The sequence below is a fragment of the Qipengyuania flava genome (assembly GCF_011762005.1).
Classification (GTDB): Bacteria; Pseudomonadota; Alphaproteobacteria; order Sphingomonadales; family Sphingomonadaceae; genus Qipengyuania; species Qipengyuania flava.
Window position 1 is genome coordinate 290,644 of sequence record NZ_JAASQU010000003.1, and the last position, 13,609, is coordinate 304,252.

Here is a 13,609-nt window from a genome sequence, read left to right on the forward strand (position 1 = left end):
CCCTCACATCACCACAGGGCGAAAGATCTTGCCCGGCTCGATCAAGCTGGGCGAGGCGGCGCCGCCTTCCTTGTTTGACATGCGCAGGCGATAGCCTTTCTCCAGCCAATCGAGCAGGTCGGCCGAGTTGGCGACCTTGATGTAGTCCTTCTCGAAGCGAGTCATCGAGACGACGTAGCTGCCGTCGCGATGCTTGTGTGGGTAGAGCAGCGTCCCTGTCTTGGTGCCGCGCGCGACAAAGGCGTGGAGACCAGCATCCCTGTCCGCGCTCATTCGCCTTCATCCGTGTCAGTGCCGATCGCGAAGGCGTCGGGCCAACCGCCTTGCTCTTCGATGGCTTGGTCGATTTCGGCCATGATTTTGCGGGTTTCGGTGAGGGCGGTTACGACACGGCGGTAGTGGAGGATGTCTTCCTCAGTCAGCACGCGGCCCGGGCGGGGGTTCTGGCCTCCCTTGCCCGCACGGTCTTCAATCCACTTGCTTAGTGGCTGATACCCACCCACAGTGAATTCCCAGGTTGCCTTCGGGACATCTTCAAACCAACAGCTCTCGTTGATTGTCACTTTGCCATTTTCCCATTGAGGAAAACCCCCTCTCGAGGTTCGCCTCTGACCGATCTGTGGCTTCGACGTCCCAACGTATCGAATGTCGGGATTCTGGAGAACTGGCTCATCATCGTGTTTGAGTAGATGGAGCGCGACAAGCCTTTGACCGAGCAGAACAAGCGCAGCGAAGGTGGCACGATCCTTGGGGATCGGAATGCGCGGAAAGTCCGACTTCAGGAACTCGGCATAGCGGCTGCGATAGGATGGAGCATGCAGAATCGCATAGATCCAGTCGAACAGGTCGCGCGGCCCGAAATCCTTTTCCAGATCGCCGCGCCCGTCCCAAGGCTGATCGAGCAGGCCGATCTGTTTGGCCTTCTGGTGACGGTAGTCCGAACCCATGCTTTGCTGTTCACCGTGAGGGATGCCGTCAAGGAACGTCAAGTGCAGTTGATCAGCGCATCTACGTGCCCAAGCTGGCTCAAAGTTCGATCTCTTGTGCTTTTCGCCAGCCTCTCGACGAAGCCAGAGCGGAAAAGTGGTGGATTGAGCCGTTCGCTCGCCCGATTTCGTCTCGGTTACGAACCGCGAGCAAAAAAAATGATCCATCTCAGAAGATTGGTTGCTTCGCGCAGAGATGAGGGCAATGTTTTCACCCCCAACCAGATGCTTCATGACATCTGGTCTTGGTCGACAGTGAAAGCCACCGCTGTTCCCTGTGTAAACAGTGAAGCGCATGTCGAAAGGTCGATACGTAATAGGGATAATATTCTTATCTATTTCGCTGACTTCCATTAGGTCACGTTGGGCGTACTCAACCTGCCAGTCTTGAGATTCCTTCTTCTTTTTCAGGCTTACTCGAACAGGGTGCGGAGAAACTTCCAACTTCCAGATTGTCGCCCCGCCTTTAATGTCCCGCTCATCAAGAAGCGGCTGCAAATCCACATTAAGAAATTCGCGAGCGACCGTTTGCATATCCGTAGGGTCAAACTGGATTGAAAGGTCATCGTTCGATGTGACGATGCCAGCACTATGAAGAGGAAGTAAATGAGGTAGTCCAGTAAGAGCGTAATATTCGGTTTGAAGCGGATTTTGCCCCCCTACAGTGGTCTCCATAGGCGTCAGTTTGAACATGGGAGTCAATGGGTAGATTTCGGTGCAAATGCCTCGCAACGAATGGGTTTCTAGCCAGTCAAGCTTTCCTCCGTCACCGTTGCCATCTCCGAGGGGCCCCAGAAGGTCGTGCTGCTTTATCGAGCTCGCACTTTTGATTCGTGCGGCAATGGCGATGTTGGTCCCCTCTTCAATCGCAAACACTCCCTCGTCACGCGTCCCGTCGTCAGCTGTTTCTCGCTTCCCAATATTGCCGTGAAGATCGACAATTCTAATTACAGGGAAACAGTCCTCAAATTCAGTGCGGACGCCCCGGAATAGAGGACGGTCAAGCCATGTATTAGAGTTAATGTATCCAAAAACGCCGTGTGACGACGTTTCAATTTCATTCATTGCAAAGCCGATGAACTTTACATAGTCATTGTTCAACCACTTGGAATTTCGTTCGTTTAGAGACTGACCGCGGACTTGAAAGAACCTTTGAACCAGTTTTCCTGCATGAGTCAGTTTGCCCTTTACCCTGCTCGGGTTCATTGATTCTCCCTTGTAGGGCGGATTGCCGATCACGACAGTAAAGCAGCCGCATTGCTTCGCCACGTTGGCGCGCTCTGCTTCGTGCGCAAAAGCCACCTGCCGCGCCCGCTCATCCAGATCGAGTTCACGCGGCGGCTGAAGCGTATTGGTCAGCAGGATATGCGCACGTTCATCCGAGCCGAAAGTGTAGCCGGTCTCGACCAGCTTCAGCCCGATCTTCATATGTGCAATCGAATAGGCCGCCATCTTCAGCTCGAAGGCGGTCAGGCGCGGAAGCAGATGCGTCGGGACGTATTCGTCCCAGGCAGCCTTGATTTCGGCGCTGGACATTTTCTCACCCTGCCAATGCTCGATCATCCTCTTGTGAATCAAGTCGATCACCTCGACCAGGAACGTACCAGTGCCGGTCGCCGGATCGAGGATCTGGACGAATGGCTGGTTCGGATCGATGTGATCGGGAACGGTGATCTTGTCGTTGCGCTTGGCCAGCTCGCCCCACGTTGTCGTGTCTGCCAGCCCCAGTGGCAGGTCGAACTCCGTTCGCAACATCTCGTCCACACCGCGCACGATGAATCCGACCACAGCTGGTGGGGTGTAGAAAATACCCGCGTCGACCTTCTGCTCGCTGTCGTATTCGCGCAGGAAGTCTTCGTAGAAGTGGATCACCGGATCTTTGCGGGGATTGCGGTTGCCGAAATCTTCCAGCACCCGGTCCATGTTCGCGCGGTTGAGCATGTCGACCACGTTACGCACGCCGAGCTCGTCGAAGTCGAGCGCCTTGTCTTTGTCGCGTCCGCCGAGCTTGAGGAAATTGGCGAAGAGTTCCTTCAGGAAAGGATTGGTGCGCGGAACCATGTCCGCCATGTTATCAGCCACAAGGCAGCCCGAGCTATCCTCCGGCGTGATCTTGGAAATGCGAGCCGCCAGCATCCCATAGCAGATGGTCTGGGCGAACATGTCGGCGAAACCGTCCGCGTCGAGATCATGGATCAGGTTCTTGCGGAATGCCTCTAGCATCGTCCGCAGCGGCCCCTTGTCGACCTCGCGCCTAAGTAGGTCATTCACCGTCGCGCGAATATCGGTGGCCAGCGCAGCCAGTCGCTTCGCCAATTCCTTCGAGGTCGAGATAACTTCGCGGTGACGGACTTCGAAAGCGCTCGACCACTGCGTTCGCCATTCGGTGACATCTGCCGGATCATCGGGCCAGGCCAATTGCTTCGACAACTGATGGCCTACATGGTCGTTGTGAAGCTTGGTGTCTCGGGCGTTCCAGCCCAGCACCTTCATCACCGGCAAATCGTTGGTCGCCGCACCATCACTGAAATGGACAAAGGCCAGTTCGCGTTCGCCCGACTTGCCGAAATTGGCGGCGAAGATCAGGTCGCTCTTGTCCCATGCTTGGCGATCAACCGCGGCACCACGTTGCTTGACCACCAGCGCACGCAGGATACGGCGCAAGACGGTCACCGAGAGCTGCTTCTCCTCGAAGGAGATGAAGAACACACCCCAGGGCTGGTTCGTCACCAGCGGGCGGAGCTGGTGGATCTCGCGGACCTTGGCGGTTTCTTCTTTTTTGAGGCCAAGTTCCTGAGGCTCGTATTCGAAGATCACATCCTCGAACTCGTAGTCCTCGTCGATCGGCCATTCGAGGCGATCCCGAAGCAGGGCAACGAGCTTGGGAAAGCTGTTTACCCGAGCGAGCTCTTCGGCAGAAATGTCCGGCATGTTTCGGTGCGGCCCCTAATTCAGTTCCATCCAAGCGCGCAGTTCCGGCTTGACCCCGACGGGGGCCTGAACCTTGCGCAGGAATGTCTTGGCGATGTGTTTCTCGATCTTCGTGCGGATGTCGGACAGCTGCAGCTGATCGATCTCGACCTTGCGCGGTGTATCCGGACGGCAGCGGATCGCATCGATGATGCGCGGGGCATCCTCGACGATCTTTTCAGAGGCGACATCGTACAGATACCACTGCACGTCCCCCGCCTCGGTGCTCCATATGTCCTCGCCTTCGCGCTCGCTTGCTTCGCGGTCATGGGCGGGGCGCGCATAACAAAAGAAGACCGACCGGATGCCGGGTTTGATGTGCTCCTTGCCCGAGAAAATGCCGTTGGGCATGGCATTGAGCTGTGCTTCGAGGTCTGGGAATTCCTTGATCAGATCCTGCCACTCGAGGTGCATGTTTTCGTCTGGACTGCGCTGACCTTCATAAGTCTCATTGAAGTTGCGAAGGTCCTCGTAGTCGTCGTCCTCTTTGAGCAGTTTTTTGCCCTCGATGCCGAGAGTCTTTGAAATGCGAAGCGTCTTGTGCGCGACACGACCATACAGGCGAAGCAGGTCGTCCAGATCGTCGGGCGGCAAGAAGTTCCAGTATGCAACTGTCCCGCGCAGCTTTTTTTGCTCCGGGTGGTCCTTGACGATCCGTGCCTCAATTTCTGGGTTCATGCGCCGATCGACACGGCCAATCCGTTGCATCAAACGAACCGGGTTCCAGTGCAGATCATAATTGATCAGCCTCGTAGCGTCCTGGAGGTTGAGACCTTCGGAAAGCACGTCGGTGGCGACGAGGACACGGATCTCTTTGTCGCCAATCTTAGCGCTCGAACTCTCGTTGTAGTAAGGCGCGAACCGCTGGATCATCTTGGCGCGGTCTGTCTTCGTGCCGCTATCGATCTGTTCGACGCCTTTGATGCCGGCCTCGCGAAGCTGACCGGCAATATAACGAGCGGTGTCGCTGAACTCGGAGAAAATCAGAACCTTGTGCTTGGAAAGGACGGGGTCCTTAGTCAGCAGCTGGATGAGCTTCTTGAGCTTGAGGTCCTGCGAGGGCTTGAACTTCTCGAGTTCGTTCAGGAAATCGGTGATCTGCTCCAGGTCGGCCAAAGTGTCGGAGAACATCTCCTCCACCTTGAACTCGTTGCGATCGAGCTTAGTCCAAGAGGCCAATAGCTCAGGTGGGATGAGATCTTCCTCAGACTCATCGCCATCAAACAAGGTCTTGTCTGGATTGAAATCGAGCAGCTTGGCGTGCTTGCGCTTCCAGCGCTCAAGCTGGGCCTTCTCGTGGTCGGTTTCGCAATTGACCTCCATCCAGGCGAGAAGCTTGAAGAGAAGGCGCCAGCAGGACTGCTTGAAAGCATCTGCCGAACTTTCGAAGCGTTTGAGGAAGTTGGTCCGGATGAGAGCTACGACCTGCTTGAGTCGTCCGATCTCCAGACTTGTCGCGACATCCTCGCTGTCGCCCTTGTAATAGGCCAGCGGATTGTAGACGCCCAATACGAAAAGCGGATCCTTCTTGTGAAAGGCCTCTGCGACCATATCGAGTAATTTGCCATAGGTCTGACGCACCGAGTACTCGGCGACCGTGGGCTCGCGAGGCTCGGGGAACATGACCTCACCATCACCCTCGCGCTTCATGCTCTCCTTGACGTAGCTCCGACTCCGCTGAACGACCAAGGCATCGAAGAGCGGGTCAGCCGCCAGTCTCATCGACGTTTCGGCATCGTCAAAGATAAGACCATCATCGTCATTCCTGTCGTAAATCTCCTCTTCGATCTTCTTCTCAAGCTGCCGAATGTAGCCCGGGAGCGAGTGAATGCCGAGCGTTCCTCCGGCAAAATGGTCGGACTGCTTCTGGGTAAACAGCTCGACCATGTGCTGGAAGTCGGTGAGACGATTATTGATCGGAGTGGCCGTGAGCAGAAACATCTGCTTACCCGCCGCAATGTCGAAGAGCTTCCAGTAGCGTGACTGACGATCGCCGCCCTCCTCGCCCTTGGTTCCCGTGTTACGGAAGTGGTGCGCTTCATCGATGATGATGACGTCAGCTTCTGCCGCGACCTGCTCCAACTCCTCGACCATCTTTTCGCGCATAAGGTCCGTATGGCTAAAAATCTTCAGGCGGCTGTAGCCCTTGAAAACGTCGGGTAAGCGCTTGCTCAGCTCACGCTCCCAGACTGGCTCCTTCGCAGATTTCGGGACGAACAGCGCGACGTTCTTCTTCTCGTGGACGGCAAATCTCTCGATGAGCATGAGGCCGATGAAAGTCTTGCCCAGACCCACGCCGTCACAAAGGAAGGCCCCGCCATATCTGTCGGCGCGCTTCAGGAGCCCCCCATACCCATCCTTCTGATAGCGCGCGAGAACCGGGAAGATTCGCGAACGTGACTCTTCCCATTCCGTGGTCGACTCCTCGTGGCCGAGGAAATACTGCTGCAGAGCTCGCGAGTAGACCTCGAACGGAAGATAGGGCCGAGTATGCCTCTCGAACGTCTTGAGGATGTCGGGAGTTACATCTTCGGCTTCATCCCAACGCTCATCATACCACTCTTGGAGCACAGCTACGGGCGAGCCAGTAATCTGAACGTTGAGCTCAACGTTGTCGGTCAATCCTGGAAGCGTGAAGTTGGAGGAGCCAACGAGCGCGGATGACCCCACAACTTCAAGTCGAGCATGGGTTATGTACGCTTTCGCGTGAAATTTATCCTTTCGGAAAACTCGGCACTCGATCTGCTTCGACCGAAGCCCCTCAACAATCGCCGCAACGCCGCTGAGGAAGTGATTCTTCTTCTTTTCACCCTCAAGACTGTCATCGAGCCGGTTCGTTGCCCGATGCATTGCGTCGACGAATGCGCGTCTGGTCCTTTTCGAAACCTCGTCGCCAAGCAGTATCCTGACCTTGTCGACCTTCTGCCATTCTCCGTCGAGAGCCAGAAGGGAGCCGACCTCAAAATAGCCTGTCGCTACGTCAATCTGTTTTGAAAGCTCGCACCAGTCATGAAGGTAACGAAGTGCCTTCCAGTCGTCCTCACTGTTATCGACGATGAACAGTTCGCTACCAACTTTGTGACTTGATCGCTTAGGCAATTCCCCAGCCCCACATTTTTCCAATGGGTCAGCGGGATAAGCCAATATTTGCAGCAGTGGAAGTACGCTCGGGTCGAGTTCGAAATTTTGCTTTGTGAAGCGCATCCTAGCTGCTCAAGCTTGCGCAGAAGGGCAGAGGGCCCGAGCTAACCGAGGATGTCGCGGTAGGCTGAAAGCAAACGATAGGCTCTTTAAATGACCCTCTTGGAGAACTCACGCCCAAATCCTCGTCGAAGTCGTCCATCGCCCTGCGCTGCAAAATCCGGCAGCGGCCCGCAGCGGAGCGAGGACCGATGGCAAGGACGGGAGCAGCGGAGGGCGATGGACGACTTGAATTCAGGTTGAATTTATCGGTGCCAGCTTAGGGACCTTCGCACTACCTTGGTCCGACCAAGATACACTGGGGAAGACCCCACCCCTATTCCCAAACACCCCCCCCCGGGGTCTTTGGCGCAGGCTTCGCATAGCCCCCCCCTTTGCAACACCCAACACTTAGGACTTAGTTCCCAACACTGGCTCGGACTGCCCAGCGGGTATCGGTTGTCCTCCACTGTCAGGCCGGCGTTTTGAATATTGATTCCCCGCATGCGCGGCGAGCGATCGCGCATGCGATACCCCTCATCCGAACCTCAACATCAGCGCAGATGCAAAATTTATGGCGAAAGAAGCCTTTTTCTGGGTTTGGACCCCAGGAAGAAGGACATTAATCAATGTATCTAGCAATCAAAACCAAAATGAGCGGCGTTCCGCTTCCCAACTTCTCACTTGATCACCCGTCTCAACCGAAGCTTCTACACTTCGCAGGGGTCGTCTTCGACGAGGCTGGACAGGAATTGGAAAGCCTCATCGCAGAGGTCAGACAAGGCGAACCAGCCTCGATTCGAGCCGGGAGGAATGGCCTAGAGAGAATTGCCCCGAACCTACCAGAGAGTGACAGCGCGGAACCGAAGGACGTGTCCAACTGGTTCAGAACCAGAGCCAAGAGAGCAAAGTGGCTGGTAGGCCACGAAATATATCTTGGCGTCATCAATATGGCAATCGCCGGCGCAAAAGCAGAGTCGGCCGCTTTCATGCCAAACTGTCGCCTCTTCTGTACCAGCCTGCAGTCCATCCAGGTCGTGAATTCACCTCCGACCGCTCAAATGATGGAAGCGGGTAGGTACCACCCGAAAATGCCAACCTTGCGAGAATGTGCTGCAGTCATTCTTGACGAAAGTTCCGATCTTGAACCAGATTGTCGAACGGAGTTGGACTGGACAGTCAGGATCTTTCGGCGCGTGATGCACGAAAGAGGAGAAAGGTTCTACTGATATGCGGATTTCATCTTGCATTGCCCCTCAAGAGCCACATCACCAAATATCTTGAAGTTCGAACATAATTCTCCTGAGAAGAGCTCACGTGAGAAACAGATTCCACAAATAAAATTCAGCTTGAGCGGGCCTTTCTGGGTTTCCCCGCTCGTCCCGGTGGGCTTGGTCACCCACCGGGACACCATTGCGATTAAGCTCCCGGTAACGCCTCAGTTCGAGCTTTGACGCCTTCGTTAGCCATTCCCATGCTATGCGTAGGGCCCGCTGCAAGGAAAAAGCCAAATGATCGCTGATCAGATTGTCGAAAGGATACTTGCCAAGAACGCCCAAGGGGTGTGCGATATTTGTATTACGGCAGCCCTTGGCTCAAGTCGAGACAGCAGGCCTAGCGGGTTACTAAGGCACTGGCGGTGACCCCCTCATACATCTCAGGCGAGATGAGTGTTACATGTGCGCCAAGACGAAACTGGTGAATACTCATGCCTAACAATCCCACGATGACGCCAACCAACTCGTCCAATTTCGCTAAGGCACCGCCGAGCGACCTTTTCCCGCTTTAACCTTTTTCCTCCCCCCGCAATACGATCCATCGGAACAGGTTGCCTTATCCGGCTGCCCAACAGAGCCGCCGCAGGCGGCTATGGCCGGGATTGTTGAGGATGAGGCAACCTGGTTCGAGAAAAGAGATGATAAGTTGCAGGTTTATCCTTCCGCCAGCCAACTTCTCACTAGCGCCTTTCCCCCCAATCCTGCGGATTGGGGGGAGGCTTCGTTGCGAAGTTCGCTGGCTCAATGACGCCAGAGGTGGAGCTAGGGGGCCTTGGTGCGAAGGTATTCGTCGAGGACCCTATCAAGCTCTTTGGCCGTTAGATGTCGACCTTCTCTAAGCTTTCGAGACAGCCTGAGATCTCGGTTAGCTTGGCTCAACTCTTTGAGTTGCATTTCAGCTTCGGCAGAGCGGTTCCCGTGAAGCCAAGCGTTTTGATTACCCTTTGGCGCCCCCCGGTTGGTTCCACCGTGCATTCTGCACCTGCGCCTTCCTTTGACGGCTGGAGAGCGGCACGGACTGCCTGATCTCGTTTTGGCCCCACAGCGTGGTGCGTTGGCTAAAATTTCCGGTTGCATGGGATTGTCCGTTCGATTTTTCATCGGCCTTAGTCCAAACCCGTCGTCGAGCGCTTCGGATGTTGGAAGCTCAACTTATCGACCTCCCACTCTCTGGGGTTTCAATAGCGACCTCGGCCACCTCTCTGAGAGAAATATAAGTAGGAGGAGGATTAGCGAACCTCAGGTACACACGCTGCTCTTAGCCGCAGAGTTCCTTGGTTCGTCGTGTACCTGAGTGTGTACCTGACCCAAGTAGGGTCAGGTACAACCTCGCTTATCCACCGGCGTTAACTAGGGCTGCCAGCTAAGCACGGTTTCGCACAAACTTGTGCCTTACGACTTATGCCACCGCGGCTGATTGTTGGCCATGCCATGCACGCGAGTTCGCTTGCTGACGTACCCGAGCTGGCGCAACGAGTCAGCCATTTCGCATCTTTGACGACGAGTGGCCTCGGCCTTAAATCCGATCCCCTCTAGAGCTTCAGCAGTGGAGAATGGAGAGCACTGTTTACCGAGCCAGCGATGTAGGTTGGGGTCATCTACCCAAAGTGCTGCTCTTTGATAATTCTCATACTCATTTTTTGCGAGCCGCTCAGCATCCTCAAAATCCACGAGCGGCAGGCCTGCGCTCTTCCGCTCAAGAACCAGATGAAACGCCTCTGCCCAGAACTGGACTTTGTCAGTGGCCACCCGTCGAAGATCAATGTCCGGGGCATCAAATGGGAGATATCGACGGTGGCCGTCAGGGTCCCGCAAGAAGGTTCTATTATTCGATGTGCCGAACACTATGTATCGCGACAGATACCGATCCGAACCGACTCTCTTTGCGTGACTTCGAGTCTCGAAATATTGCCTGGTAAGGAAGGCTTTGACCCTATCGTAATCACTCCTCCCCGTTATCCCCTGGAGATCTTCCCAAATAAGCACGGAACGACCAGAGATGGTGTTGGCCAAATCGGCCGATCGATCTGTCAGACGAACATCGGCACAGTAGTCTTCCGTGGGAGCGATGAGCTTCAGAAGCGTCGACTTTTTGCTACCCTGTGATCCAACGAGAACAGGCATCATGTCAGCCTTACATCCTGGCTCCCATATCCGCGCGACCATCCCAGACCAAAGGTAGCGTCCGACTGCCCTGTGATACGGACTATCCGCCGTCCCTAGATAAATAGGAAGGAAGCTTTCAATTCGCTTCACGCCATCCCAGTTTGGAAGGTTAGACAACCACTCTCTGGCGCTATCAATAACATTCTTGCGAGCGGCCCAACGAACGATTTTCTTGAACTTGGATTCGGAAAGTTGCGGCCGCCCCAAACACTCATATCTGACCGACAGTTCGATGAGTTCAATCTCATCGAGCGGGATCCGGCCACTTGGAGTTCCGACCAATTCCATTCCTGTGAACTCATCATAGGAAACCTCACCAAGCGCCCCTGACATGAGAGTCTGCATAAGCTCTAGCGAGGCGGGGGATACATGCCCCTGCCCCAAATCGGGCCGGGTCAAGAATGAGTTCTTCGCCCTCAACATCGAACTGACGATCGGTTGGTCTGGCAGGTCGGACGGCGGTAGACCTCCGAAGGAGCTAACGGATTTCGCATTGTACATAAAAATTCCCCTCGCCTCTCGGCTACTTGTTTTGATTGTCTCGCGACTAGGCAGAGAGCCATCGCAATGATGGCTGGCCATCGACTCTCCACGTCGATATAGAGGGGATGCCGGGCACTCAGCTTTGGCATCCCAAAGGCCGGGAGCGTTGCAGCGCTTGCCGGCCTTTATCTTTGGCAGAGCGGTCATGAGGCCGCCTCCGCCTCGCCGACCAGCGCTCTGATGCTAGACACTTTCACTAGCGTACGACGGCCCAGCTTTACTGGTTCCAAGCGACCATCATTGATCAGTGAATACAGAGTCGTGCGCCCAAGGCCGAGTGCCTCGCGAGCGCTCTCGACCGATGTGAGCATTGGTTCAATTTTTGACATATTTACCTCATGCCTATCCAATAATCGTCCCCGACCATTCAGGAGCGAATACGATTATAGGCAATCACTAACGAATCTTAAAGCATTGTTTCATGGCAATGTTTTTCTTCTTTGTAGGTATAACTTTGGCCGGGCCTTTTTTATAGCTGAACGTCACACAAGTTATATTTATCAGAGAATGATCGTTATTCGCTTTCCCTGGACCCAAAGAGTCCCCTACAACCTTCGACCCACTCAGACACAGTTGCCTGTCACTCAAACCTACCACCGCAAAACTGCTCGGGACTTTGACTTAACGTCACCAGATCGAAAGTCTTTGGACCCGAAGTTCTCCTTAGCGACAATCTGCTCGGAGATAACGCAAGCCAATACAGCCTCATCGAAGGGAAACCGCGAGGAAGCGAGGGAGATGAGCATCAGTCAGAAGGATGTTGTGAGCTTGGCTCAAGAGAGACAGCCTCTACCCTGCGAAACTGCTATCTACTGAACCAACACCGGCTCAGATACAGGTTCTTCAAGATACGTATTGCGTTCTATTCAGTATGGAGAAGGGATTTGCTCCCAAACTCCGTCACCAAAGACAGCATCTGCCCAACTTTCGGTCATTTGGGCATTGGGTGGCAGAGGAGGGCACGTTTCAGAAGATGGCATGGGGACGATGTAACCAACTTCTTGCCTCCAGAAGAGGCCTCCTGGTTCAAGCTCACGCATTTCGCAGTCGTCCGGCTCACAGCACTCATCGACAAGACTCCAGAGCTCCTCAGCGTCGGATGCAAAGAAGAAGCCTACGATTTCGAACGAGAGTTCATGCTCGGAATTTAAGCGGACGAGATAAGCTTTCACGGCATCACCTTCATGTTCAGGATCGCGCTCCCAATCTTACCAGTTCAGCGAGAGCCCAACTCCTCACGCAGTTCGTCGAGATAGTCGCTCCACCACTGGGCCATCTCCACCCTTTCGTCCCAATGAGCCCCGCGGTGATATATCCCTCGGATAGCATTGACGTCTTGGTGAGCCAAAGCCCGCTCTATGGCATCGGCGCTCCATCTCCCAGACTCGTTGAGTAATGTAGACGCGGTTGAACGAAATCCATGGGCGGTCATTTCACTGCCGCTGTACCCAAGCCTCCTCAGGGCCTGATTGACTGTGTTCTCGCTCATAGGACGCCCTCGAGCATGCAGGGATCTGAAGATAAATCCATCGTCCCCGAACAAGCCACGCAACTCTTCAAACATCGCTGAAACCTGGCGCGAGAGCGGCACTGTATGCGGGCGACGAGCCTTCATGCGCCCAGCGGGAATCCGCCACTCGGATTTCACGAGGTCGATCTCATCCCATTTCGCTAATCTCAACTCGCCTGGGCGAACGAATACATGTGGCGTGATTCTCAGTGCGAATTTCGTGACCGGATAGCCATCGAACCCATCGATAGCCCTGAGCAAAATGCCTAGCTCCTCTGGATCCAAGATGGCCGCGTAGTGTCTCGGCACAGGAGCGACCAATGCGCCCTGAAGGGGTTGCGCGGGATCAGTTGTGCACCGACCGGTTGCCACGCCATACCTAAACACTCGGCTAGCAAAGGAACGAGCCCGCTTCGCACTCTCCCGCTTTCCCTGCCGCTCGACCTTCTTAAGGACCAGCAGCAGATCCTGTGGCGTGATTTCAGCGATCGGCCGCTTTCCAATTCCCCCACGGAGAAGGTCGAGAAACCACTTTGCCTTTTTTATCGTTGCGGGAGCCAGGCCTTCTGCTTCGCGTTTTGCAATGAACTCCTCAGCGACCTCTTCGAACCGGTTCCCGGCCCTTAGCTGAGCCGCTTGCTTTTCTTGACGTCGGCGCTGGACAGGGTCCCCGCCGCGAGCCATTTCCAGCTTGGCCTCGTCGCGTCGAGACCGGGCTTCTTTCAAGCTAATCTCGGGATAACGTCCGAAGGACAGCTTCTGCTCGCGACCATGAATTCGCAGCTTCAATTTCCAGAGCTTCGAGCCATTCGGCCGGATCAGGACATAAAGCCCGCCACCATCAGCGAGTTTGTACTCCTTATCTCTCTGTTCTGCTTTACGAATCTTTATGTCGGTCAGCGGCATGGGGGCCTCATTCAGCAAAATCGGCCCCGTTTTCGCTCAAAATGGGGGCCTGGGCCCCCAAGCGGGCCCCG

The 13,609-nt window shown here is 55.0% G+C and carries 8 protein-coding genes; 1 reads left to right on the forward strand and 7 read right to left on the reverse strand.

Going from position 1 to position 13,609, the window contains the following annotated elements:
• Nucleotides 1-3: 3 nt before the first annotated feature.
• Genes FHS69_RS11900 through FHS69_RS11910 form a run of 3 tightly spaced genes read right to left on the reverse strand, consistent with a single transcriptional unit; the run spans nt 4 to nt 7,160 of the window.
• Nucleotides 4-273, reverse strand: coding sequence for a hypothetical protein (locus FHS69_RS11900; RefSeq protein ID WP_166777862.1), 270 nt, complete (start codon nt 271-273; stop codon nt 4-6).
• On the reverse strand, nt 270-3,917 hold the full coding sequence (locus FHS69_RS11905; protein WP_166777863.1) for a type ISP restriction/modification enzyme: 3,648 nt from the start codon (nt 3,915-3,917) through the stop codon (nt 270-272). The genes FHS69_RS11900 and FHS69_RS11905 overlap by 4 nt, the downstream gene beginning before the upstream one ends.
• Nucleotides 3,918-3,932: 15 nt before the next feature.
• Nucleotides 3,933-7,160, reverse strand: a complete 3,228-nt coding sequence (locus FHS69_RS11910) for a helicase-related protein (protein WP_166777864.1) — start codon at nt 7,158-7,160, stop codon at nt 3,933-3,935.
• Between the two features lie 605 nt (nt 7,161-7,765).
• Here FHS69_RS11910 and FHS69_RS11915 point away from each other — a divergent pair.
• Nucleotides 7,766-8,365: a hypothetical protein gene (locus FHS69_RS11915; protein WP_166777865.1), complete on the forward strand. Its 600-nt coding sequence runs from the start codon at nt 7,766-7,768 to the stop codon at nt 8,363-8,365.
• An 810-nt stretch (nt 8,366-9,175) separates the two neighbouring features.
• Here the strand turns inward: FHS69_RS11915 and FHS69_RS13980 are convergent.
• The 4 genes from FHS69_RS13980 to FHS69_RS11930 form a co-directional block, all read right to left on the reverse strand.
• Nucleotides 9,176-9,514 carry an HGGxSTG domain-containing protein gene (locus FHS69_RS13980; protein WP_425128227.1) on the reverse strand — a complete coding sequence of 113 codons (339 nt, stop codon included), beginning with the start codon at nt 9,512-9,514 and terminating at the stop codon, nt 9,176-9,178.
• A gap of 291 nt (nt 9,515-9,805) precedes the next feature.
• Nucleotides 9,806-10,978 carry a VapE domain-containing protein gene (locus FHS69_RS11920; protein WP_166777866.1) on the reverse strand — a complete coding sequence of 391 codons (1,173 nt, stop codon included), beginning with the start codon at nt 10,976-10,978 and terminating at the stop codon, nt 9,806-9,808.
• Nucleotides 10,979-11,265: 287 nt separating this feature from the next.
• Nucleotides 11,266-11,451: a helix-turn-helix domain-containing protein gene (locus tag FHS69_RS11925; RefSeq protein WP_208380333.1), complete on the reverse strand. Its 186-nt coding sequence runs from the start codon at nt 11,449-11,451 to the stop codon at nt 11,266-11,268.
• 887 nt (nt 11,452-12,338) lie between these two features.
• On the reverse strand, nt 12,339-13,538 hold the full coding sequence (locus FHS69_RS11930; RefSeq protein WP_166777867.1) for a tyrosine-type recombinase/integrase: 1,200 nt from the start codon (nt 13,536-13,538) through the stop codon (nt 12,339-12,341).
• Between the last annotated feature and the right edge of the window lie 71 nt (nt 13,539-13,609).